This window comes from Microbacterium sp. (assembly GCF_046295495.1).
Lineage (GTDB): Bacteria > Actinomycetota > Actinomycetes > Actinomycetales > Microbacteriaceae > Microbacterium.
The window spans coordinates 21,843-44,233 of record NZ_JBKBNC010000023.1; the positions used below are offsets into that span (position 1 = coordinate 21,843).

Genomic DNA, 22,391 nt, shown 5'->3' on the forward strand with positions numbered 1-22,391 from the left:
TGACCCCATGTCCGCCGTCGCTCCGCCCCTCCTCGAGGTGCGCGGAGCGACGGTGCGTTTCGGGGTCGAGTCCGCCCTCGCCGATGTCGACTTCCGTCTGCTCCCCGGCGAGGTGCACTCGCTCATGGGCGAGAACGGCGCCGGCAAGTCCACGCTCATCAGGGCGATCACGGGGGCGCTGCGCCTCGACGCGGGCGAGATCCTGCTCGAGGGGCGCGAGATGCGCTTCTCCTCGCCGGCCGATGCCCAGGCCCAGGGCATCTCCACGGTGTACCAGGAGATCGACCTCCTGCCCAACCTCACCGTCGCCGAGAACATCTCGCTCGGACGCGAACCGCGCCGCTGGGGCGTGATCGATCACCGCGAGATGCGCGCCCGCGCGGAGGACGCGCTGCGCGGGCTCGGCGTCGACGTCGATCCGGCCTCGGTGCTGTCATCGCATCCGCTCGCGGTGCAGCAGCTCGTGGCGATCGCGCGCGCGGTCTCGACCGAGGTCAAGGTGCTCGTGCTCGATGAGCCCACCTCGAGCCTGGATGCCGACGAGGTCGCCGAGCTGTTCCGCGTCATCCGCGACCTGAAGACGCAGGGCATCGCGATCGTCTTCGTCTCGCACTTCCTCGACCAGGTCTACGAGATCTGCGACCGCGTGACCGTGTTGCGCGGCGGGCGCCTCGTCGGCGAGTACGGCACGCGGGAGCTGCTGCGCATCGACCTGGTCGAGAAGATGCTCGGTGCCGCGGCCGACGTGCTCGCCCCGCTCGGGCAGCGCGAGGTCGAACCCGCCGACGGGCCGAGCGTCATCAGCGCCCGAGGTCTGGCATCCGGTGGCCGCCTGCACGAGGCCGACCTCGACATCGCCGAGGGCGAGGTCATCGGCGTGGCGGGGCTCCTGGGCTCGGGGCGCAGCGAACTGGCCCGCGCCCTCACGGGAGTCGACCGCCCCGACGGCGGCGAACTGCGCATCGACGGCGAGGTCGCGCGCCTCGGCGATCCGCGCGAGGCGATCCGACGGCGCGTGGCGTACTCGTCCGAGAATCGCCGCACCGAGGGGGTCATCGGCGACCTCAGCGTGCTCGACAACATCACCCTCGCCCTCCAAGCGCAGCGGGGGATCTTCCACCGCATCGGCACCGCGCGCCGCCGCGAGCTCGCCCTGAGCTGGGTCGAGGCGCTGCACATCCGCCCCGCCGACATCGACCGGCCGGTGTCGACGCTGTCGGGCGGCAACCAGCAGAAAGTGCTGCTCGCGCGCCTGCTGGCGCTCTCGCCGCGGCTCATCGTGCTCGACGAGCCCACGCGGGGCATCGACGTGGGGGCGAAGGCCGAGATCCAGCGGTTGGTCGGCGAGCTGAGCGACAACGGGCTGTCGATCGTCTACATCTCCGCCGAACTCGACGAGGTGCTGCGCGTCGCCCACCTCGTGGCGGTCATGCGCGACGGCGTCCTCGCGCAGATCGTTCCGGCGGCCGACCTCACCTCCGACGCGCTGCTCGCGCTCGTCGCGGGCCACACGAGCGGGGACGAGGGCGGCGGTGGCTGACGACAAAGCCTCGCGCACCGCCAACATCTTCGACGTCGCCCGCCTGGCCGGGGTGTCGCACCAGACGGTCTCGCGCGTGCTCAACGACATGCCCAACGTGCGTCCCGCGACCCGCGCCCGCGTGGAGCAGGCGATCGCGCAGCTGCGGTACAGTCCCTCTCCCGCCGCGCGCGCCCTCGTCACGCGCCGCACGCGCACGATCGGCCTGGTCACGCCGGGGACGGTCGACTTCGGACCCTCGTCGATCGCGATGAACTTCAACTTCGCGGCCCGCGCCGCCCGGTACAACGTGGATGCCATCAGCTCGCCGCAGAACGACGTCGCGGCCGTGCGCACCGCCATCGACGGGCTGCTCAAGCAGCGCGTGGATGCGATCGTGCTCGTCGTGGTCGACACCGAGGTGCTCGCCGCCGTGCAGGCGCTGGACATCGACATCCCGATCGTCGCCGCCGCCACCACCGGCCGCCCCCACCCGCGGCTCGTCGCGATCGACCAGTACCGCGGCGCCCGCAGCGCCGTGCGGCACCTGCTCGAGGCCGGCTACGACACGGTTCGCCACATCGCTGGACCCGCCCGCAACCCCGACGCCGTCGAGCGCATCCGCGGGTGGCGCGAGGAGATCGCTGCCGCTCGCGCCCAGTCGACGCCCGCGGTCCACGGCGACTGGTCGGCATCGAGCGGCTACCGCATCGCCTCCGAAGCCGACCTCAGCCCCGGCGAGGGGATCTTCGTCGCCAACGACCACATGGCGATCGGTGTGCTGTCGGCCCTGCGCGAGCGGGGACTGCGCGTGCCCGAGGACATCGGGGTCGTCGGCTTCGACGACGTGCCCGAGGCCGCGTTCGTGCATCCCTCGCTCACGACCGTGCGCCAGGACTTCGCCGCGCTCGGCGAGATCCTCATGCAGAAGGTGCTGCTCCTGGTCGAGGAGCCTGACACCGTCACCGAGAGCACCCCGCTGCCGACGCGGCTGATCGTGCGGGGGTCGGCCCCCGCGTCCCGCTGACGCGCGGAAACGGAAGGACCCCGGATGCCACGGCATCCGGGGTCCTTCCTACGTGCGGGATCAGCCGAGCAGCGGCACCGCTCCCACCAGCACGCCCACCGCGAGCATCACGAGCGAGACGACGGTCGCGCGCCACAGCACCTTCTTGTGGTGATCGCCGAGGTTGACGCCCGCGAGCGAGACGAGCAGGAGGATCGCCGGGACGAGCGGGCTCTGCAGGTGCACCGGCTGACCGGTGATCGAGGCGCGGGCCATCTCGACCGGGGCGATGCCGTAGGTCGCGGCGCTCTCGGCGAGCACCGGGAGGATGCCGAAATAGAACGCGTCGTTCGACATGAAGAACGTGAAGGGGATCGACAGCACGCCGGTGATGACGGCGAGGAAGGGGCCCATCGACGGGGGGATGACCTCGGTGATCCACGACGCCATCGCCGTGACCATGCCCGTGCCGTTCAGCACGCCCACCAGCACGCCGGCGGCCAGCACCATCGACACGACACCGACGATGCTCGGCGCGTGGGCGACGATCTCGTCGGCCTGCGAGCGGAGCGTGGGGAAGTTGACGATGAGTGCGATCGCGGCACCGACCATGAAGACGAAGGCCAGCGGGAAGAGATCGAGCACCAGCAGCACCATGACCGCGGCCGTGAGCACGAGGTTGAACCAGATCAGCTTCGGACGCAGCGTGGCGCGGTTGGGGTCGAGCATCGTGTCGGCCATCGCGGTGTCGGCGGCTTCGACCAGCTGCGGGGCGGCGACGGCGTCGCGGCCGCCGCGCACGGTGACGATGTTGCCGGTGCGCAGCGACGCGAGGGCACCCGGCTTGTGCTCGGCGCCGCGGAAGATCTTGGGGGCGCCGAGGCGACCGAAGCCGCCGGTGCCCTCGATCTTGGCGGTGTCGACCGAGCCGGCCAGGCGCTTGCGCTCCGACAGGCCGAGGAACCACGCGAAGGCGAGGGCGACGACGAGACCGGCGAGCAGCGAGGGGAGCATCGGCACGAAGACGTCGGTGGGCTGCAGGCCCAGGGCGGTCGCGGCGCGCACGGTGGGGCCGCCCCACGGCACGATGTTCATCGTGCCGTTCATGAGGCCGGCGACGCAGGTGAGCACGACGGGGCTCATGCCCAGACGCAGATACAGCGGCAGCATCGCCGAGGTGGTGATGATGAACGTGGTCGAGCCGTCGCCGTCGAGCGACACGGCGCCGGCGAGGATCGCCGTGCCGAGCACGATCTTGGCCGGGTCGTCGCCGAGGGCACGCGTGATGACGCGGATCAGCGGGTCGAACAAGCCGACGTCGATCATGATGCCGAAGTACATGATCGCGAACAGCAGCAGCGCCGCGGTGGGGGCCATCTTGCCGATCGCGTCGATCACCATGTCGCCGAGGCCGAAACCCGCACCGGCGATCAGGCCGAACACCGTGGGCACCACGATGAGGGCGACCATCGGGGTCAGGCGCCGCGTCATGATCAGCGCCATGAACGACAGGACCATGAGGAAGCCGAGGGCCACGAGCACCCCGTCGGCGGGCGTGTACGCCACCGGGTACTCGGCCGTGTCGGCCGCAAGGATCAGGGGGGTCATCGCGACTCCTTCGTCGTGACGGGCGCGGCTCTCGCGCTGCCGATCCGGCGACACTACGGATGCCGTGCCCCCGAGCGCGCTCTTGCTCGCATTGCGCCGCGTTAAGCGCGTACCGTGTGTTCTGCGCATTTCGCGCACGACGACGTCGCTCGAGCTCGGAGGTGCGCATGCGGTTCGCCACCAGGATGCTCGTCGTGCAGGTCGCGACCCAGGTCGCCGTCGTCGCCGTGTGCACCGCGGTGTTCGCCTGGCTCGGCGTGCAGCAGCTCAGGGCCGAGGCCGACTCCTCCGCGCTGAACATCGCCCGCTCGGTCGCCGAGTCGCCGCAGGTGCGCGAGCGGGTCGCCGAGTTCTCCGCCGACCCGGGCACCCCGGATGCCGCGAGCCTCCGGGACGGCGTGCTGGAGCGGTACGCCGCCGACGTGACGAACCGCACGGAGGGCCTGTTCGTGGTGATCACCGACGACCACGGCATCCGCCTCGCCCACCCTGATCCCGATCGTCTCGGCCAGGTGGTCAGCACGAGCTACGCCGATGCGCTCGCCGGTCGCGAGGTCGTCACATGGGAGACCGGGACGCTGGGGGAGTCCGCCCGGGCCAAGGTGCCGGTCTATCCGCCCGACGGCGGCGCCCCGGTCGGCGAGGTGAGCGTCGGCTTCGAGCGCGCGAGCGTCTTCGACGACCTGCCCGCCCTGCTCGCGGGGATCGCCCTCGCGGTGTTCTCGGCCGTCGCGATCGGGGCGATCGTCGCCCTGCTCATGCGCCGACGCCTCGAACGCCTCACCCTCGGGGTTCAGCCGGAGGAGCTCGTGGCGCTGGTGCAGACCCAGACCGCCGTGCTCGAGAGCGCCGACGAGGGCGTCCTCGCTATCGACGACACGGGCGTCGTTCGCGTGTGCACCGCCGCAGCCGAGCGACTGCTCGGCATCCCGGATGCCGTGGGCCGACCGCTCGCCGACCTCGACCTCCCGCCCGCCATCGCCATCGCGCTCGCCGGCGTGGGGGCGAGCGCGGGTCTGCCGGTCGGCGACCGGGTCGTGTTCATCGACGTGCGGCCGGTGCGCCGCGGCGCCCGCGCCCTGGGGCGGGTCGCGGTGATCCGCGATCGCACCGCCGTGGCCGCGCTGTCGGGCAGGCTCGACAGCGTCCGCGCGATGGGCGACGCCTTGCGCGTGCAGCGGCACGAGAACGCCAACCGCCTGCACGCGGCCGTGGGGCTGCTCGACGCCGGCCGCACCGCCGACGCCCGTGATTTCCTCGCCGACCTCGTCGACCGCGGTTCGGTGGACTGGGCCGTGCCCGGCATCGATCTCGTCGGCGACGCGATGCTGCAGTCGTTCCTCGGGGCCAAGGCGCTCGCCGCACGGGAGCGGGGTGTGGCGCTGCGGGTCTCTGACGACACGTTCCTGCGCGGCACCGTGCACGACGTGGAAGACGTGGTGGCCGTGCTCGGCAACCTCCTCGACAACGCCGTCAGCGCCACGGCATCCGCTCCCGAGCCGCGCGAGGTGGAGGTCGCGGTGCTGGGCGACGGCGACGCGGTCGTGCTGACGGTGAGCGACACCGGCTCGGGGATCGCCGACGCCGAGGCGGTCTTCGCCCCGCGCGAGCGCGACGACGATCCCGCCGCCGTGCACGGTCTCGGCATCGGTCTGCCGCTCTCGCGCGAGTTCGCGCGGCGCCGGGGCGGCGAGGTCTGGGTGGTCGATGCCGGTGGCGGCGGACGCGGCGCCGTGGTGGCAGCCCGCCTTCCCGGGGTGCTGCGCGCGGATCCGCAGAGCCCGGCACCGCAGCCCGCGCAGGGAGAGGGAGAGTCCGTATGACCGACATCCGTGTGCTCGTCGTCGACGACGACTTCCGCGTCGCGGGCCTGCACCGCGACGCGGTCTCGGCCCGTCCCGGGTTCGTGGCGCTGGAACCGGCGCGCACGGTGGGAGAGGCCCGCGCCGCCCTCGCCGCTCACGCGCCCGACCTGCTGCTCGCCGACGTGTATCTGCCCGACGGCGACGGGATCGAGCTCGTCCGCTCGGCATCCGTCGATGCCTTCGTGCTGTCGGCGGCGACGGATGCCGCGACCGTGCGCCGGGCGTTCGCGGCCGGGGCGTCGGCGTACCTCGTGAAGCCGTTCGACACGCGCGTCCTCGCGGAGCGCCTCGAGCGTTACGCCCGCTACCGCAACCTCCTCTCCAGCGCGCGGCCGCTCGCCCAGGACGACATCGACCGGGCGGCATCCGTGATGCGCGGGGAGCGCGAGGGACCCTCGCTCGCGCGCTCGGCGACCGAGCAGACCGTGCTGGCCGCCCTCGGAGCCGACGAGGCGTCGGCCACCGAGGTCGCCGAACGCATCGGCGTCTCGCGCGCGACCGCCCAACGCCACCTCACCGCCCTCGCCGAACGGGGACTGGTGCAGGTGAGCCTGCGGTACGGGACGACGGGTCGGCCCGAGCACCGCTTCCGCGCCGGGGCCTGACTGCCGAAGCGCGTCGCGCTGCCGGACGTCGACGGCGCCCCTTCCTGGTGCCGACTTCAGGGGGACGCGTCACGCCGAGACCGAGACGCCGATCGAGTGGCCGATGCCGCGGACTCAGGCCTCCAGCACCGCCCACCCGCGCGGGCCGAGGTCGATGCGGCCGTCGGCGGGAGAGCCCTCGCCGGCGACCAGGGTGCGGCCGTCGGCGACGGGCAGCGAGACCGGGTCGTCGCCGATATTGAGCGCGACGACCACGGCGTCGTCGCCGACGGCGGTGCGCAGCGCCACCGCGGTGTTGGCGACCTCGATCACGTCGGTGTGGGCACGCCAGAGCCACGGCTTGCGACGCCGGAGGGCGAGGAGCGCCTGGTGCGCCCGCAGGATGCGCTCGTCGGCGTCGGCGTCGGCGTCGACGTCGTCGGGGTTTGCGGGGAACTCCGGCCGCACCGCGTCGTCGCCGCCGATGCGTTCCTCCTTCACGCCCGTCCACCCGAACTCGTCGCCGGCGTAGACCGACGGGGTGCCCGCGACGGCGAACAGCACCGCGAGAGCATGCGGCACGCGGTCGGCGCCGACCGCCGAGGCGATGCGGGTCACGTCGTGATTGCCGACGAAGGTCTGCGGGACGAACGTGGCGAGCAGCTCGTCGTGGCGCTCGATGGCGTGACTCAGCTCGAAGAGGTTGCGGTCGGCGATCCCGTGCCAGATGCCCTGCCACAGCTCGTACTGCGTGAGGGAGTCCATGCTCGATTCCCGCACGAGGTCGGCCGCCTCGCCGTGGATGACCTCGCCCAGGAACCACGCTTCGGGGAAGCGCTCGCGCACGCGCGGCAGCACCTCGGCCCAGAACGCGGGCGGGACCGCGTATGCCGCATCCAACCGCCATCCGTCGATCCCACGCTCGAGCCAGTGGTTCATCACGTCGACGACGAGGTCGGCGACGGCGGGGGCGGAGTGATCGAGCGCGACGAGCGCGTCGTGGCCCTCGAACACGTCGGCGTCGACGCGGCCGTCGGTCCGCCGCGCGCGGAACAGGCCCGGGTCGTCGCCACCGTCGGCGAAGGCCTGGAACGCCGGGTGCCCGCGCCCCACGTGGTTGAAGACGCCGTCGAGGAGGATCCGGATGCCGCGCTCCCGCGCCGCCGCGAGCAGTCGATCGAACGCGGCGTCGTCGCCGAGCCGCGGATCGATGCGGAAGAAGTCGACGGTGTCGTAGCCGTGGGTCTCGGAGGCGAAGACGGGACCGAGCAGCAGGCCGTTCAGCCCGAGCTCGATCACGTGGTCGAGCCACGGCTCGAGGCGGTCGAGGCGTGACTCGGGCTCGGCATCCGGGTCCACTCCGTCGCGGATGGGCGCGCCGACGAAACCCAGCGGGTAGACGTGCCACCACATGACGTGTTCGGGCCACACGGGCATGACATCTCCTCCGCCCGGCGGGTCGGTGCCGAACGCCTTCGACGCTATCCGCCCGGGTCCACCGGCCGACGGGGCTTGCGCGGCTCAGGCCCGCCCGTGGTCGTGCGGGAGCGCGAACGCCTCCAGGTCGAGCGCGTGCGCGCGAGCGGCGTCGACCGCTGCGGCGACCGCGCCGATCGAGACGATGTCGGCGCCGAGAGGCGAGGCCACGATGTCGGGCGCGGGAAGATCGAGCGCGCGGGGGAGCGCGGCGACGGCGGCGGCGATGATGGGCTCGGCGCCCGAGGCGATCGCGCCCGACACGATCACGCGGCCGACGTCGAACAGGCTGCCGAACATTCCGGCGACGCCGGCGAGCGCCCCGCCCACTTCCCGGGCGACGGCGAGGGCCCCCGTGTCGCCGGCGGCGGCCAGATCGAGGACGGTCTTGGCATCCAGGGTCTTCGGATCGGCGCGCGAGAGGGCGCTGTCGGAGGGCAGGATGCCGGCGGCGATCGCCGCGCGGGCGGCGTCGACGCAGCGCGGCGCGAGGCCGAGCGCGCTGCCCACCCCGTCGACGCGATCGAAAGCGACGGTCTCGCCCGCGCCGCCGTGCGCTCCGCGCAGCAGCCGGCCGTCGACCCAGACCCCCGCGCCGAACCGCTCTCCCGCGAGCAGGGCGACGAAGTCGTCGCAACCCACCGCCGCCCCCCTCGCCCGCTCGGCGACCGCGGCCAGCGAGGCGTCGTTCTCCACGCGCACCACCGGCGACCAGCTCGCGAAGGTGTCGACGAAGCCGGGGTTCATCCGTTCCCAGAAGCCGTCGTGATGGGCGGGGGAGCGTCCCGCCCGGTCGACGGGGGCGGGCACGCCGACGCTCAGCGCGACGATGTCGCCGCGCGCGCGACGTGCGCGCTTCAGGGTCGCCTCGACGGTGGCCTCGGCGGCCCGCCGGCGGCGCCCGGGATCGTCGCGCTCGGGATCGACGGTGAGCCGCGAGGTGGCCAAGGGGGTGCCGCGCAGGTCGGCGACCGTCGCGGTGACATGGCCGCGACCGGCGTCGACGCCCACCACCAGCCCGGCGTCGGGGCGGAAGGCGAACCGGCGCGCGGGGCGGCCCTTCGAATACTCGCCGACCGCGCGGGCGTTCGGCATCTCCGTCAGCAGGCCGCGACCGGCGAGCTCGTCGAGGACGTCGATGGTGGTGGAACGCGTGAGACCGACGTGCGCCATGACGTCGCTGGCCGTGAACGCTTCGGCATCCCAGGCATGGCCCAGCACCGCGTCGAGGCTGTGGCGTCGCAGCGACGGCGTCGCGGTCGTGGCATCCATCGGCACTCTTGACCCCTTTTCGATCTGCTGCAATACTGCCTGCACGACATTGATTTGGCGAGTAGATTTACTCGTCGACACAACATATTCGCAGTGCGGCGAAGGAGGAACGGGTGTCGAAGACGATCAGGGCGGGGCGACGATGGGTCGCCGCGACCGCGGTGGGGGTGCTCGGCGCGGCGTTGCTCGCCGGGTGCTCGGCCGACGGGCGCGAGACCATCCGCTTCACCTTCAGCAAGCGCGAAGCGCTGTCGTTCATGAACGACGTGGTCGCCCAGTACAACGCCTCGCAAGACCGTGTGCGCGTCGAGATGGACAGCTCGGGTGTCGACGTCGTGTCGGCGAGCTTCGTGCGCGGCAACCCGCCCGACATCATGCTGGCGAACTACAACTACGAGGTCGCGCGGTTCGTGCAGCGGTGCGCGCTGACCGACCTCGGCGCCACCGAGGCCGCGGGCAGCGTCCGCGACGACCTGCAGCCCCTCATGGATCAGTACGGCTCCTGCGAGGGACGCACGAGCGCGCTGCCGTACTCGGTGATGGCCGCGTCCGTCATCTACAACACGCAGATCTTCGACGAGCTGGGCCTGTCGGTCCCGACCACGTGGGACGAGTTGCTCCAGGTGTCCGAAACCCTGCAGGCCAACGGCGTCACCCCGTTCTACGGCACCTTCAAAGACGACTGGACCGTCGCCCAGGGGTGGTACGACTACGCGGTCGGCGGCTCTCTGGACGTCATCGACTTCTTCGACGGCCTCGCCGCCGAGGGCGACCGGGTCGGGCCCGATTCGACGGTCTCGTTCGCCGCGGACTTCACCGGGCCCATGGACCGCATGCTCCAGCTCGCGCGGGACTACACGAATCCGGATGCCGAGAGTCGGGCCTACGGCGACGGCAACCTCGCGTTCGCCCGGGGCGAGGCGGCGATGTACCTGCAGGGGCCGTGGGCCCTCGGCGAGATCGCGAAGACGGCGCCCGACCTCCCCGTCGGCACGTTCCCGCTGCCCATGACCGACGACCCGGCCGACCTGAAGGTGCGCGTCAACATGGACCTCGCCGCGATGATCCCCGAGGCGTCCCGTCACCAGGAGGCCGCGCGCGACTTCCTCGAGTACCTCTATCGGCCCGAGATCATCCAGGCCTACAACGAGTCGCAACTCGGCTTCGCCCCGACCACCGACGCCCCGGCGCCGAGCGACCCCCGCGTCGCCGGAATGATCCCGTTCTACGAGGACGGGCGCATCTATCAGGGCGCCTCCGTGCTCGTGCCCAAGACCATCCCCACCTTCAATTACGCCCAGGCGATGATCTTCGGCGCTTCGCCCGCCACCACGCTCCGCACCATGGACGAGGACTGGTCCCGCCTGGCGTTCCGCCAGCCGCCGGCCTCGACCACCGACGCCGCCGTCGAGGAGGCCGCGCGATGACCACCACGACCACGATCGTGACCGGCGGGAAGGCGACGGCGCGTCGTAGCTCCCGTCGCGTCGAGCCGATCTACCTCTTCTTCCTCCTGCCGACGCTGGTGCTGTTCACCCTGGCCATCACGGTGCCCGGGATCATCGGCATCTTCTTCAGCTTCACCGACTCGATCGGCCTCGGCGCGTGGAACTTCACGGGGCTGACGAACTACATCGCGATCTTCAGCGACCCCGCGATCCTGCAGAGCTACCTGTTCACGTTCGGCTTCTCGGTCGCGACGGTGATCGTGGTCAACGTGGCAGCGTTCCTGCTGGCGGTGGGCCTCACCTCCCAGATCCGCTTCAAGAAGGCGCTGCGCACGGTCTTCGTCATCCCGATGGTGATCTCCGGCATCATCATCGCCTACGTCTTCAACTTCCTCTTCAGCAACTCGGTGCCGCATGCCGGAGCCTCGCTGGGCATCCCGTGGCTCGAGACGAGCCTGCTGGCCAACCCCGACCTCGCGTGGGTCGCGATCGTCCTCGTGACCGCGTGGCAGGCGATCCCCGGCACCCTGCTCATCTACATCGCGGGCCTGCTGTCGGTCCCGGGCGACGTCTACGAGGCCGCCGGCCTCGACGGCGCCAGCAAGACGCAGCAGCTGCTGCGCATCACCCTGCCCCTGGTCGCCGGGTACGTGGTGATCAACATCATCCTGGGCTTCAAGGGCTTCCTGAACGCCTACGACATCATCGTCGGCTTGACCGGGGGAGGCCCCGGCACCGCGACCCGCAGCGTCGCGATGTCGATCATCCTCGGCTTCAACGGCGGCGACTACGCCTACCAGATGGCGAACGCGGCGCTGTTCTTCGTCGTGGCCGTCGTCATCTCGCTCCTGCAGCTCTCGCTGACCCGGGGAAGGAACACCCTGTCATGACCGCCCTCACCCAGCCCGCGGTCGTCGTCGAGCAGGCCGAGCCCGCCCTCCTCGGGTCCCCGCGTCCGCGGCCCCGGTTCCGCCGCGTCGGAGCCGAACGCATCACCTGGTCGACGACGACGATCCTGGTGCTCTGCTCCCTCACCGTTCTGCTGCCGCTGTACGTCACCGTCTCCATGGCGCTCAAGAGCGGCACGCAGGTGGTCGACGGCAACGCCTTCTCGCTACCGGCGCCGATCAGCTTCGACGGGTTCGTGCAGGCGTGGACCCTCACGAGATTCCCCGTGGGGCTTGCCATCTCGCTCCTGGTCACGGCCGGCACGGTCGCCGCCACGATCATCCTCGCCGCGTTCGCGTCCTACGCCATCGCCCGCAACTGGGATCGCAAGCTCTTCCGGTACTCGTTCTTCTACCTGCTCGCGGCGATGTTCATCCCGTTCCCCGTCGTGGCCCTGCCGCAGATCCAGCTCACCGGGCGGGTCGGTCTCGACAACCCGTTCGGCGTGATCATCCTCGCCACGATGTTCCAGCTCAGCTTCAGCGTGCTGCTGTTCACGGCCTTCCTGCGCTCGATCCCGCTGGAGTTGGAGGAGAGCGCGCGCATCGACGGCGCCACGACGTGGCAGACGTTCTGGCGGCTCATCTTCCCGTTGCTGGCTCCGATGAGCGCGACGGTCGGCATCTTCGCGTTCCTGTACGCGTGGAACGACTTCATGATGCCCTCGCTCATCATCAGCGATCCCGCGCTGCAGACCCTGCCGGTGCGCCAGAACCTGTTCCAGACGCAGTTCAGCAACAACTACAACGTCGCCTTCGCCTCGTACCTCATGGCCATGGCCCCCGCGATCGTCGCCTACCTCTTCACCCAGCGATGGGTGATGGCCGGCGTCACGCAGGGTGCCGTCAAGGGCTGAGCCCCGTCCCTCTCGAAAGGAAAACCGTGACCACCGCCGCACCCTCCGTGCACGCCCGCGACCTCTCCGACGCCCCCGATTGGTGGCGTCAGGCCGTGGTGTACCAGGTCTATCCCCGCAGTTTCGCCGACACGAACGGCGACGGCCTGGGCGACATCCCGGGCATCACCGCGCGGGTGCCGTACCTGGCCGAGCTGGGGGTGGATGCCGTCTGGCTCAGCCCCTTCTACCCCTCCGACCTCGCCGACGGCGGCTACGACGTCGCCGACTACCGCGATGTCGACCCGCGGTTGGGGACCCTGGCCGACATGGACGAGCTCATCGCGCAGCTGCACGCCCACGGCATCCGCGTCGTCGTCGACATCGTGCCGAACCACACCTCCGACGCGCACGCGTGGTTCCAGGAGGCGCTGGTCGCCGGTCGCGGCTCGGCGGCACGCGCGAGGTACATCTTCCGCGAGGGCACCGGGCCCGGGGGTGCGGAGCCGCCCACCGACTGGGTGTCGCTGTTCGGGGGGTCGGCGTGGGAGCGCGTCGCCGACGGCCAGTGGTACCTGCACAACTTCGACGTCTCGCAGCCCGACCTCGACTGGAGCAACCCCGAGGTGCGCGCCGACTTCGTGGAGACGCTGCGCTTCTGGAGCGATCGCGGAGTCGACGGCTTCCGCATCGACGTCGCGCACATGCTCACGAAAGACCTCCGGGAGCCGCTCCCCTCGCGCGCGGAGCTCGAAGCGATGCCGCACGACGGCACGCACCCGATGATCGACCGCGACGACGTGCACGAGGTCTACGCCGAATGGCGTGCCGTGTTCGACTCCTACGACCCGCCGCGCACCGCCGTCGCCGAGGCGTGGGTGCACCCCTCGCGCGTCCCCCTGTACGCCAGCGCCGACAGCCTCGGCCAGGCGTTCAACTTCGACCTGCTCGAGGCCGATTTCGACCCCGCGCAGTTCCGCCGGATCGTCGCCGACAACCTCGCGCTCGCCGCCCGATCGGGATCCTCGACGACGTGGGTGCTGTCCAACCACGACGTGGTGCGCCACGCCACGCGGTACGGCCTGCCCGACGCCGAGCGCGGCGCCGACGGGCGCCCGACTCTCAAGCACGGCAACGAGTGGCTGCTCTCGGGCGGACGGACGCCGACGCTCGACGCCGAGCGCGGCGAGCGTCGCGCACGGGCCGCTGCCCTGTTCGTGCTCGGCCTGCCGGGATCGGCGTACCTGTACCAGGGCGAGGAGCTGGGCCTGCACGAGGTCGCCGACATCCCCGACGGCCAGCGGCAGGATCCCACCTTCTTCCGCAGCCCGGGCGTCGATCTCGGACGCGACGGATGCCGGGTCCCGCTACCGTGGACGGCGTCGGGTGCGGCGTTCGGTTTCGGCGAGGGCGGGGCTCACCTGCCGCAGCCCGAGTGGTTCGCGACCTACGCCGTCGACCGACAGGACGGCGACCCGGCGTCGACGCTGAGCCTGTACCGCCGCGCCCTCGACCTGCGCCACGAGCTGCAGACCGACGAGCAGCTGGAGTGGATCGACGGCCCGGTGCCGGCGGTCGTGGCGTTCGAGCGACCCAACGGCTGGACCGTCGTGACGAACTTCGGTACCGAGCCCGCCACGCTGCCCGCGGGCGAGGTGCTGCTGTCGAGCGGCCCGGTCGCGGGCGACGCCGTGCCGGGTGAGACGACGGTCTGGATGCGACGCGCCTGAGTCCCGCCGCGAGAGCCCCGACGCCTCGCGCGTCGGGGCTCTCGCGCGTCCGTGATGGACGCGCGACGGGGGAGTGCGGCATCCGCCCGCCCCACCGATCGAGTGTCCGAAACACCCGGACGAACTCGGAAACGCCCCGGGTGTTCTGGACACTCGACACCGCCCCGCCCCGGGGGCCGCGCGCGCCTCAGGCGCGACGGATCGACTCCCGCACCACCACGGGCATCTCGACGAGGTGCTGCCCCTCGGGCGGGCCGCCCGGAGTCGGCGTGCGGTCCCCTCCCGCGGCGCCGGTCACCCGACGGGCCCACCCGCCTCGCGCTCAGCGCACCCGCACCCACGCGTCGCTGCGTCGTTCGATCGCCCCCGCCTCGGCGAAGGCCTCCAGCCACCCGCCCATGGGCCATGAGCCCCACCGCGCGTGGAAGGCGGCGCCGTTGCGCAGGATGTCCTCGAGATGCTGCCACGGGGGAGACGAGACCGGATGCCACTGGTGGTAGGCATCCGCTCCGCCGATCCAGCGCATCTCGACGCCGGCGGCGCGGGCGGCCCACGCCAGGTCGGTGTCCTCGGCGCCGTAGCCCTCGTACCCGGGGTGGAAACCGCCGATGCGGGTCCAGGTCGCCGGGGTCACGGCGAACGACAGCGACCAGAACAGGTCGTATTCCGCGGCGGTCGCGGCCCGCGTGTCGCCGGGCGGCAGCGCCGGTCGGGCGCGATGGGGTCGCGTGAGGAAGGGCAGGTCGGCGGCGTTCTCCGGGCGCTGCACGCTCGACAGGTACGTCACGGCCCCGGCCAGGAGCGCGTCGGGGTGGGCGGCCGCGGCGTCGCGATAGGCCGGCAGCAGACCGGGGCCCGGCAGGCAGTCCACGTCGAGGAACACCAGCAGCTCCGCGCCCGCATCGATCGCCGCCGCCGCCGCGCGATTACGCCCCTCGCCCACGCGCAGACCGCCCGGTCCCGGGGCGACGTGCAGGGCGAGGGTCCCGTCCTGGGGGATGCCGACCGGCGGCGTCTCGTCGAGCCACGCCTCCACCCGCACGATGTCGGTCGCCACCTCGGCGAGGACGCGGCGCTGGCGCGCGAGATGCTCGGCGCGGGCCCGCGAGGCCACCGTGATCACGGCCGTCTTCACGGCAGGACCGCCTCGACCGCCGCCGCCAGGCGGGAGGCACCGCCGACGACCTGCCAACGGGCCCAATCGGGACGGTCGCCGGCCGCCTGCTCCACGAGCTCCACCAGCCCGCTCGCCGAGATGTGGGCGGGGGCGCGTCGCGCCAGCCCCCAGCGCTCGAGGGCGTCGGCCGTATGGGCCTGTTCGTCGAAGGGGCGCTCCTGCGCGATGACGACGGCGCGGGCTCCGGCGGCCGCGAGGTCGGCCACGCTGTTCTGCCCGGCGGCGCTGACGACCACCGTGCTGCGCGAGAGATGCGGCCACGGGTCGTCGACGCGGGAGGCGGCGTCGTGGCCCACCGCGGTGACGTCCCATCCGCGCTCCGCCAAGCGGCGGGTGGCCTCCACCCGCACGTCGGGCTCGAGCACCTTGCCGAGCAGCAGCACGGAACGCTCGTCGCGCTCGAGACCGATCTCGCGCCCGTCGAAGCGCGAGATCCCCCCGGTCCAGAGCACCCGGTCCCCGTGCGCCGAGAGTCCGGCCGTGGGCACGGCGCCGTGGGCCCAGGGGGCGACGATGCGGTCGGCGAGATCGTAGGCGAGGGCGTGGGGGGCGTCGGTGCGCGCCCCGGGCTGCGTCACGGCGACCGTTCGCAGGCCGAGCAGCCGCGAGAAGGCGACGACCTCGGCGCTCACATCGACCACCAACGCCTGCAGGTCGCGCTCGACCGCGGTGGCGGCGATCGTGGCGAGGCGCGAGCGGTGGCCGGGGTGCCCGTGCGGCGCCCAATGCAGGTGTCCCCGCGCGGTGGGGTCGGCCTCGCGGGGGTCCATCGGGGAGCCGTCCGCGGCCTCGAACGCATCGGCATCCGGGGGCAGCTCGATCCAGTCGACCTCGGCGGTCAGACCCGCGGGCCGGGGCATCGACGAGAAGGCCACGACGGGCGTGCGAAGGTGCGGCCGAACGGCGAGGAACCGCGCGACATGACCGAACCCGTGGTGGTGGACGTACCAGCCGATCACCACGACACCGCCGGCACGCGCCGGGCGACGGCGGGTTGCGCGGTGTGCGAGAGGACCCGTTCCACTTCGCGATAGCGCTGAGCGAGGGAGTGCTGACGCACGGCCGCTCGCCGTGTCCACAGGCGGGTGAGCGGTTCCCGGGTACCGTCCTCCGCGAGACGGGCGGCGGCCTTCGCGAGCGCGACGACGTCGCCGGGCGTGACCGTCGCCGATCCCGGCATCCCGGCCAGCACCTCCGACACCCCGCCGATGTCGAATGCGGCGACGGGCGTCCCGGTGGCGAGCGCCTCGGCGATCACGAGGCCGAACGGCTCCTCCCACATCGGGGTCACCAGTGCCACCGCCGAGGAGCCGACGAGTCGGCAGAGGTCGGGCTGACGCAGCGGTCCGACGTAGCGGGCGTGCGCACCGAGGCGCGGCACGATCTCCTGCTCGAAGTAGTCGACGTCGCCGATCCGCCCGGCCAGCACGATGTGCGCCCCGGCCTCGCGCGCGGCCTCGATGGCCAGGTGCGGTGCCTTCTCGGGGACCACGCGGCCCGACCACACCCACGACGGCCCGCCCGCACCGCGCGTCCACTGATCGGTGTCGATGCCGTTGGGGAAGACGAAGGCGTCGACACCCTCGGCCGACCACGCGCGTGCCGTCGCCTGGCTCACCGCGACGAAACGATGGGGGCTGTCGCGCACGTCGGCGGCGGCCTGGAGCATCGGTTCGAGGGGAGGGGTGTGGAGCGTCGTGACGACCGGGATGCCGGCCTCCCGGCTCCAGCGGATCGGACCGGGATGGAGGCTGTGATTGTCGACGACGTCGTACAGGTGACGATCCGCGATCAGGCGGTCCAGCGCCGCGTCGTAGGCGGCGTCGACGGCCTCGACGTACCCGGCCGGGTACGCCGTGTCGGAGCTGTCCTCGGGGCGGGTCCATTCCGGAACGGGCAAGGCGAACTCGGCGACGTCGCCGAGGAAGTCCGATCCCTCGGCGGCGCAGAGGGTGACCTCGTGGCCACGGGCGCGGAGCCACCGCACCCGGTCCCACACGCACGCCTCCAGCCCGCCCGCGTGGGGCTGACGGAGCGCGTAGCGCGACGGCGCCACGACGAGCACCCGCAGCGGCCGCTGGCCCCGGATCATGCCGCGGCCTCCGCCGCGATCACCCGGCGGTACAGCGCGACGTGCGCCGCTCGAACCGCGTCGAGTTCCGCGCGCCGTTCGACCGCCCGATGCTCCACCTCCGCCTCGCGAGCCGTCGAACCCGGTGCCGACCACGCCGGGCCGGTGGCGTCCACGATGGCACGGGCCAGAGACACCGGCTCCCCCACGTCGAAGCTGTGGAAATCGGTCGGGTGCTGGGCCGCGATGTGACCGACCCGGGTGCTGACGACGGGCACGGCGAGGTCGTGGCAGAGCTCCGCCCATCCCGACTGGGTGCCGTGTCGATACGGCAGCAGACAGGCGTCCAGATCGGCGATCCAGCGAGCGAGAGCGTCGTCGTCGAGTCGTTCCCCGCGCTCGACCGTGACGCCCTCGGCATCCCGGGCCAGCAGATCGATGGATGCCGCGGCCTCCGCGTCGCGGACCCGCTCGTTCATGCGCACGACGGCCTCGACCCGCGCGCCCTGGGCCCGCAGGTCGGCGACCGCCCGCACGAGGGTGGCGGTGGTACCGACGCCGTCGATGTTGGGACGCAGGTCGCGCAGGTGCACGCCCACCCGCGTGACGTCCGAGGCGGTTCCCCGGGGGCGGGCGGCGTCGGCGAGCAGGGTCGGATGGGGGATCACGGTGGGGGCCCGGTGCGCGATCTCACGCACCTCGTCCGCGGCCGTCCCGGTGAGGGTGATGAGCGCATCGGCTCCCGCGGCGAGCACCGCGAGCGAGGCACGGTGATCGTCCTGCGACACCAGCTGCGGGTTCTCGAGATCGTGCACCGTGTACACCAGCGGCAGACCCAGCGCGCTCAGTGTCTCGACGGTCTCGGCCAGCTCGCGCGGGCTGTACGACTCGATGCCGAAATGCACGTGCACCAGGTCGAAATCGGCGGCGTGCGCCTTCAGCCACGCGGGAAGAAGCACCTGCGGCGGCCACCACTGACCGGCCGGGACGCCCGGCGGCTGCGGGTCCGCGAGGAGACGGACGTGCGCGGGGTCGGCGACGGCGATGACGTAAGGGTGTGCAGCGGGAACGGCTGCGACCCGGACCGGGGGGACGGTGCTGGTGACGATCTTCTCTTCCTCCTCGTGCAGGCGTGCGTGACGGTGCGTGTACCGCATCGCCAGGCACATCGCAATGCAACGGGGCGGTTGGGACGACGATGACACCGACGGATACCTTCACATCATGGGCGGTGACACGGCGCAGCTGGGCAGCCTTGCGGATCACGGCGACGCGGTGATAGCGCGTCGAGCGCACTACGCCGAGTTCTACGGGGACGCGCCCGCGCCCGCGGGATACGGAGTCGTCGTCGGCAATTGCCAGGCCGAGTCGCTGCGGCTCGTGATCGCGTCCGACGCGCTGCCCGCCGTCCGGATCCCCGCGATCCACGAACTGATCGCCGACGATGCGGCTCGCCTGCACCGGCTGCTCGACGGCGCGTCCTTCCTCGTGACGCAGCCCGTCCGCGACGACTATCGCGGCCTGCCGCTGGGCACGGCGCAGCTGCGGGGTTCTCTGCCCGCCGCGGCGCACGTGGTCACGGTCCCCGCCGTCCGCTTCGCCGGGCTCCACCCGTTCCAGGCGGTGCTGCGGCTGCCGGCGTTCCCGGAGGACCCGCCGCTCGTCGCCTACCACGACGTCCGCACGGTCGCCGCGGCGACCGGGCTCGCGATCCCCGATGCGCTCGCCCCCGCTGCCGTGCACGCGATCGCCGAGGCCTCGCGCGCCGAACTGCGCCGGCGTGAAGCCCTCGGCCTCGACGTCGTGGCATCGGATCTGTTCGACCCCGTGATCGACGACCTCGCCCGCACCGTCAACCACCCCGGCAACGCCGTGTTCCTGCCCCTGGGCGAGCGGATCGTCTCCGCCCTGGGCGCACCGGGCACGGCGGTCGATCCGGGTCGCCCGATCCTCGCGGCCGTGCGCGCACCCCTCGAGGACTGGGTGGTCGACGCCTGGAACCTGGATGCCGAGCCCCGCCTCGACTGGATCGTCGCCGGCGAGACGATCCCCGCCGCCGTCGTCCGCGAGGCCCACCTGTCGTACTACGCCGAGCGCCCCGCCCTGCTGGCCGCCGTCGTCGAGCGGATGACGCCGCTCCTGCGCACCTGGGCGGACGCCGCATGACCTCGACGCCCGCGGATCCCCCCACCCCGGTGCTGCTCGTGCACCCCGGGCCGCACGGGGTCGCGGTGTACGCCCGCGACATCGCCGCCGAAGTGGCCCGTCACGACGCGGCGACCCGCGTCACGACCCCCGCCGCGCTCGAGACGCTCCCCGCCGGAACGCCGCTGCACGCCCACGTGACCGACCGGCTGTGGGGATCGTCGCCGGAGGAGGCCACGCGGCACGTGGTCGCGCTCGCCGCACGGCATCCGCTCACTCTCACGCTCCACGACGTCCCCCAGGCGTCCGACGGCGAACGGAACCGCCCCCGCCGTCAGGCTTTCTACCGTGCCGCGATCGAGGCCTCGCGCGGCGTGGTCGTCAACAGCGGCCACGAGCGCGAGCTGCTCCGCGAGGAGGGGGTGTGGTCGGGAGAGGTGGGCGTCATCCCGCTCCCCGTCGATGCGCGGCCGGTGACGCCGGGGTCGTCCGACGATGCGATCGGCGTCCTGGGCTACTTCTACCCGGGCAAGGGGCACGACGAGGCGCTGGCCGCCGCGGTCGCCTCCGGCATGAGCCGACTGACGGTTCTGGGCCGCGCGTCCGAGGGGCACGCGACCGACCTGGAGGCGTTCGTCCGCCGTGCGGCCGCGGTCGACGTCGTGGTGGAGGTCACCGGGTGGCTCGATGACGCCGACATGTCCGCCCGCGTCGCCCGCGTCGCGGTGCCCGTCATCGCGCACCGGCATGTCTCGGCGTCGGGTTCCCTCGCCTCCTGGATCGGCTGGGGCCGCCGCCCGCTCGCCGTGCGCAACCGCTACGTCGACGAGATGGCGACGCTGCGTCCGGGAACCCTTTCGGTCGTCGAAGCCGACGACCTCGCCGTCGCCGTGGCGGAGGCCCGCGTCGACGTCGGACGCACGTGGCACGGCGTCCATCCCGTCCCGTTCGGCGGCGCCGAAGCCGCCCGCGCCTACCTCCGGTGGTGGAGCGAGGTCTCCGCGTGAGCGCCGCCCTCCCCGAGGACTGGAACGACCGGATGCCGTGGGTCCCGGGAAACCGGTGGGACCTCCTGGCCCACCGCGATCCCGAGCCGCCCCGCGTGACGGTGGTCGTGACTCACTACGCCCAGCCCGAGGAGCTCGCGCGCACCCTCGCCGCTCTCGCGCGACAAGACCACCCGAGCGACCGTCTCGAGATCGTCGTGGCCGACGACGGATCGCCCGAGCCCCCCGTGGTGCCCGAGGGAGTCATGCTGGTGCGCCAGGACGACCGCGGGTTCCGCGCTGCCGCGGCGCGAAACCTCGGAGCGGCCGCGGGTTCCGGCGACGTGCTCTGCTTCCTCGACGCCGACACCACCCCCGAGCCCGACTACGTCCGACGCCTGACGCGGTTGCCGGCGCTGCTGTCCGAGGCCGTCACGGTGGGGCGCCGTCGGCACGCGGACCTGGCGGGCACGGGGATCGACGAACCGATCGCCGCGATCGCCCCGTCCCGTGAGCTGCCGGAGCCCGCGTGGCTGCGCGACGCGTACTCCCGTAGCGGCAACCTCCTGCGTGCCGACGACCGGTCCTATCGCTACGTCATCAGCGCCGTCCTCGCCTGCTCGCGAGCGTTCTTCGAGGAGGTCGGGGGCTTCGACGAGTCGTTCTCCTCCTACGGCGGCGAGGACTGGGAGTGGGCCCACCGCGCCTGGCAGGCCGGGGCCGTCCTCGCCCACGTCCCGGATGCCGTGGCCTGGCACGACGGTCCGGATTGGGCGGGGAGAGCCGACCGCGACCGCGCCGAAGAGGGCAACCGGCAGACGCTCCAGCTCGCCGCGATGATCCCGGTGGACGGCTCCGCCGGACGGGGACTGCTCCCCCGCACCCCCGATCTCGAGATCGAGGTGCCCGCGGGCCTGACCGCGGCCGCGGCCTTCGTGTGCATCGACTCCCTTCTCGAAGCGTTCCCCCGTGCGCGCGTGTGCATGGATGCCATCCCTCCCGGGGCGGGCCTCGATGCCGATCCCCGGGTGGTGGTCCGAGAGGGCGCGTGCGACGCGCGGGTGGTGCTGCGCCTCCACGTCGCCGCCGTCGTGAGCGACGGCGAGGCGCTCCGCATCGCGCTGACCGCGCTCGGCGGGGGAGAGGTGGGGACCGTGCGTCTGCTCTCCCCGGACGGAGCAGAGATCGGGCGCGCGGACAGCCGCCGCGCACGCCGACGGGCGCGTCGCTGGGGGACGTCCGCCGGCCACCTCGAGGAGACCGTCACCGTCACGGGACTCCACGCGCTAAGACCGGCTCCCCACCTCGAAGCCTGGGTGGGCCGATGGGGCGGTCCCGACCGCTTCGTCTGACGAAGGGGAGGGGACGACACGCCCTCCTCGACGCCGCGACACGCCCGGGATGCGGCGTGATTCGACCGACGCGCGTCACGCACGTAAGTTATTACCTGTTCGCCCCACAGGGAAGAGCGGAGCGGCCGAAAGGCCCCGCGTCCCCTCAAGCGGCGGACCACCCCCAACTTGCTACTTGAGAGTTTCGGTTCTCTGGTCTATAGTTGGGTTCCTGCCGCTCGGCGAACAAACCGACAACACACTTCCTCGAAGTGTTCTCGTGTCGTGTTGCTTTCGCGTGGCAGGCAACAAATGTGAACTGCCTCACGGGTAGGTCGAGATGACTGTTTCTGTGGGTGCGTCCGTTCCTTGAGAACTCAACAGCGTGCA

Annotated in this window: 18 protein-coding genes; 11 read left to right on the top strand and 7 right to left on the bottom strand. The window is 72.3% G+C overall.

Features of this window, described 5'->3' with window-relative positions:
• Window positions 1-7: 7 nt before the first annotated feature.
• Together ACK4LS_RS09960 and ACK4LS_RS09965 are read left to right on the top strand one after the other, a co-directional pair.
• On the top strand, window positions 8-1,540 hold the full coding sequence (locus ACK4LS_RS09960) for a sugar ABC transporter ATP-binding protein (protein WP_409716646.1): 1,533 nt from the start codon (window positions 8-10) through the stop codon (window positions 1,538-1,540).
• Complete coding sequence (locus ACK4LS_RS09965; protein ID WP_409716648.1) at window positions 1,533-2,546, top strand: LacI family DNA-binding transcriptional regulator; 1,014 nt, start codon at window positions 1,533-1,535, stop codon at window positions 2,544-2,546. Before ACK4LS_RS09960 ends, ACK4LS_RS09965 begins: the two co-directional genes overlap by 8 nt.
• Window positions 2,547-2,606: 60 nt before the next feature.
• Here the strand turns inward: ACK4LS_RS09965 and ACK4LS_RS09970 are convergent, their stop codons facing one another.
• Entirely contained in the window at window positions 2,607-4,133 is a 1,527-nt protein-coding gene (locus ACK4LS_RS09970) for a CitMHS family transporter (RefSeq protein ID WP_409716650.1), read from the bottom strand.
• A gap of 167 nt (window positions 4,134-4,300) precedes the next feature.
• Here ACK4LS_RS09970 and ACK4LS_RS09975 point away from each other — a divergent pair, with 167 nt between their 5' ends.
• Both ACK4LS_RS09975 and ACK4LS_RS09980 read left to right on the top strand, forming a co-directional pair.
• The gene (locus tag ACK4LS_RS09975) at window positions 4,301-5,956 is read left to right on the top strand and encodes an ATP-binding protein (protein WP_409716652.1); all 1,656 of its coding nucleotides are present in this window, start codon (window positions 4,301-4,303) and stop codon (window positions 5,954-5,956) included.
• On the top strand, window positions 5,953-6,603 hold the full coding sequence (locus tag ACK4LS_RS09980) for a response regulator (protein ID WP_409716654.1): 651 nt from the start codon (window positions 5,953-5,955) through the stop codon (window positions 6,601-6,603). Before ACK4LS_RS09975 ends, ACK4LS_RS09980 begins: the two co-directional genes overlap by 4 nt.
• A 114-nt stretch (window positions 6,604-6,717) precedes the next feature.
• Here ACK4LS_RS09980 and ACK4LS_RS09985 read toward each other — a convergent pair whose 3' ends face one another.
• The gene (locus ACK4LS_RS09985; protein ID WP_409716656.1) at window positions 6,718-8,019 is read right to left on the bottom strand and encodes an alpha-amylase family glycosyl hydrolase; all 1,302 of its coding nucleotides are present in this window, start codon (window positions 8,017-8,019) and stop codon (window positions 6,718-6,720) included.
• An 84-nt stretch (window positions 8,020-8,103) separates the two neighbouring features.
• Complete coding sequence (locus ACK4LS_RS09990; RefSeq protein ID WP_409716657.1) at window positions 8,104-9,330, bottom strand: ROK family protein; 1,227 nt, start codon at window positions 9,328-9,330, stop codon at window positions 8,104-8,106.
• A gap of 113 nt (window positions 9,331-9,443) precedes the next feature.
• Between ACK4LS_RS09990 and ACK4LS_RS09995 the strand changes: the two genes are divergently transcribed.
• The 4 genes from ACK4LS_RS09995 to ACK4LS_RS10010 are packed head-to-tail and all read left to right on the top strand — an operon-like array spanning window position 9,444 to window position 14,291.
• Window positions 9,444-10,757 (top strand): ABC transporter substrate-binding protein, encoded by a 1,314-nt coding sequence (locus ACK4LS_RS09995; RefSeq protein WP_409716659.1) that lies wholly within the window; start codon window positions 9,444-9,446, stop codon window positions 10,755-10,757.
• The gene (locus ACK4LS_RS10000) at window positions 10,754-11,668 is read left to right on the top strand and encodes a carbohydrate ABC transporter permease (RefSeq protein ID WP_409716661.1); all 915 of its coding nucleotides are present in this window, start codon (window positions 10,754-10,756) and stop codon (window positions 11,666-11,668) included. Before ACK4LS_RS09995 ends, ACK4LS_RS10000 begins: the two co-directional genes overlap by 4 nt.
• Window positions 11,665-12,582, top strand: coding sequence for a carbohydrate ABC transporter permease (locus ACK4LS_RS10005; RefSeq protein ID WP_409716662.1), 918 nt, complete (start codon window positions 11,665-11,667; stop codon window positions 12,580-12,582). The genes ACK4LS_RS10000 and ACK4LS_RS10005 overlap by 4 nt, the downstream gene beginning before the upstream one ends.
• A 26-nt stretch (window positions 12,583-12,608) precedes the next feature.
• A complete protein-coding gene (locus ACK4LS_RS10010) occupies window positions 12,609-14,291 on the top strand; it encodes a glycoside hydrolase family 13 protein (RefSeq protein ID WP_409716664.1) in 1,683 nt (560 codons plus the stop codon).
• A gap of 322 nt (window positions 14,292-14,613) precedes the next feature.
• Here the strand turns inward: ACK4LS_RS10010 and ACK4LS_RS10015 are convergent, their stop codons facing one another.
• Genes ACK4LS_RS10015 through ACK4LS_RS10030 form a run of 4 tightly spaced genes read right to left on the bottom strand, consistent with a single transcriptional unit; the run spans window position 14,614 to window position 18,696 of the window.
• Window positions 14,614-15,426 (bottom strand): glycosyltransferase family 2 protein, encoded by an 813-nt coding sequence (locus ACK4LS_RS10015; protein ID WP_409716666.1) that lies wholly within the window; start codon window positions 15,424-15,426, stop codon window positions 14,614-14,616.
• Window positions 15,423-16,427 carry a hypothetical protein gene (locus ACK4LS_RS10020; protein ID WP_409716668.1) on the bottom strand — a complete coding sequence of 335 codons (1,005 nt, stop codon included), beginning with the start codon at window positions 16,425-16,427 and terminating at the stop codon, window positions 15,423-15,425. Before ACK4LS_RS10020 ends, ACK4LS_RS10015 begins: the two co-directional genes overlap by 4 nt.
• A complete protein-coding gene (locus ACK4LS_RS10025) occupies window positions 16,424-17,560 on the bottom strand; it encodes a glycosyltransferase (protein ID WP_409716670.1) in 1,137 nt (378 codons plus the stop codon). Before ACK4LS_RS10025 ends, ACK4LS_RS10020 begins: the two co-directional genes overlap by 4 nt.
• Window positions 17,557-18,696, bottom strand: coding sequence for a glycosyltransferase (locus ACK4LS_RS10030; protein ID WP_409716672.1), 1,140 nt, complete (start codon window positions 18,694-18,696; stop codon window positions 17,557-17,559). Before ACK4LS_RS10030 ends, ACK4LS_RS10025 begins: the two co-directional genes overlap by 4 nt.
• Window positions 18,697-18,763: 67 nt before the next feature.
• Between ACK4LS_RS10030 and ACK4LS_RS10035 the strand changes: the two genes are divergently transcribed.
• Genes ACK4LS_RS10035 through ACK4LS_RS10045 form a run of 3 tightly spaced genes read left to right on the top strand, consistent with a single transcriptional unit; the run spans window position 18,764 to window position 22,022 of the window.
• Entirely contained in the window at window positions 18,764-19,705 is a 942-nt protein-coding gene (locus tag ACK4LS_RS10035; RefSeq protein WP_409716674.1) for a WcbI family polysaccharide biosynthesis putative acetyltransferase, read from the top strand.
• Window positions 19,702-20,691, top strand: coding sequence for a hypothetical protein (locus ACK4LS_RS10040; RefSeq protein WP_409716676.1), 990 nt, complete (start codon window positions 19,702-19,704; stop codon window positions 20,689-20,691). The genes ACK4LS_RS10035 and ACK4LS_RS10040 overlap by 4 nt, the downstream gene beginning before the upstream one ends.
• On the top strand, window positions 20,688-22,022 hold the full coding sequence (locus ACK4LS_RS10045) for a glycosyltransferase family 2 protein (RefSeq protein WP_409716678.1): 1,335 nt from the start codon (window positions 20,688-20,690) through the stop codon (window positions 22,020-22,022). Before ACK4LS_RS10040 ends, ACK4LS_RS10045 begins: the two co-directional genes overlap by 4 nt.
• The last annotated feature ends 369 nt before the right edge of the window (window positions 22,023-22,391 follow it).

Excerpts from the sequence above, each read along its gene's own strand:
- ACK4LS_RS09960 (WP_409716646.1), top strand. The coding sequence starts at position 8 with ATGTCCGCCGTCGCTCCGCCCCTCCTCGAGGTGCGCGGAGCGACGGTG.
- ACK4LS_RS09970 (WP_409716650.1), bottom strand. The coding sequence starts at position 4,133 with ATGACCCCCCTGATCCTTGCGGCCGACACGGCCGAGTACCCGGTGGCG.
- ACK4LS_RS09975 (WP_409716652.1), top strand. The coding sequence starts at position 4,301 with ATGCGGTTCGCCACCAGGATGCTCGTCGTGCAGGTCGCGACCCAGGTC.
- ACK4LS_RS09980 (WP_409716654.1), top strand. The coding sequence starts at position 5,953 with ATGACCGACATCCGTGTGCTCGTCGTCGACGACGACTTCCGCGTCGCG.
- ACK4LS_RS09985 (WP_409716656.1), bottom strand. The coding sequence starts at position 8,019 with ATGCCCGTGTGGCCCGAACACGTCATGTGGTGGCACGTCTACCCGCTG.
- ACK4LS_RS09990 (WP_409716657.1), bottom strand. The coding sequence starts at position 9,330 with ATGGATGCCACGACCGCGACGCCGTCGCTGCGACGCCACAGCCTCGAC.
- ACK4LS_RS10000 (WP_409716661.1), top strand. The coding sequence starts at position 10,754 with ATGACCACCACGACCACGATCGTGACCGGCGGGAAGGCGACGGCGCGT.
- ACK4LS_RS10005 (WP_409716662.1), top strand. The coding sequence starts at position 11,665 with ATGACCGCCCTCACCCAGCCCGCGGTCGTCGTCGAGCAGGCCGAGCCC.
- ACK4LS_RS10025 (WP_409716670.1), bottom strand. The coding sequence starts at position 17,560 with ATGATCCGGGGCCAGCGGCCGCTGCGGGTGCTCGTCGTGGCGCCGTCG.
- ACK4LS_RS10030 (WP_409716672.1), bottom strand. The coding sequence starts at position 18,696 with ATGCGGTACACGCACCGTCACGCACGCCTGCACGAGGAGGAAGAGAAG.
- ACK4LS_RS10035 (WP_409716674.1), top strand. The coding sequence starts at position 18,764 with ATGGGCGGTGACACGGCGCAGCTGGGCAGCCTTGCGGATCACGGCGAC.
- ACK4LS_RS10040 (WP_409716676.1), top strand. The coding sequence starts at position 19,702 with ATGACCTCGACGCCCGCGGATCCCCCCACCCCGGTGCTGCTCGTGCAC.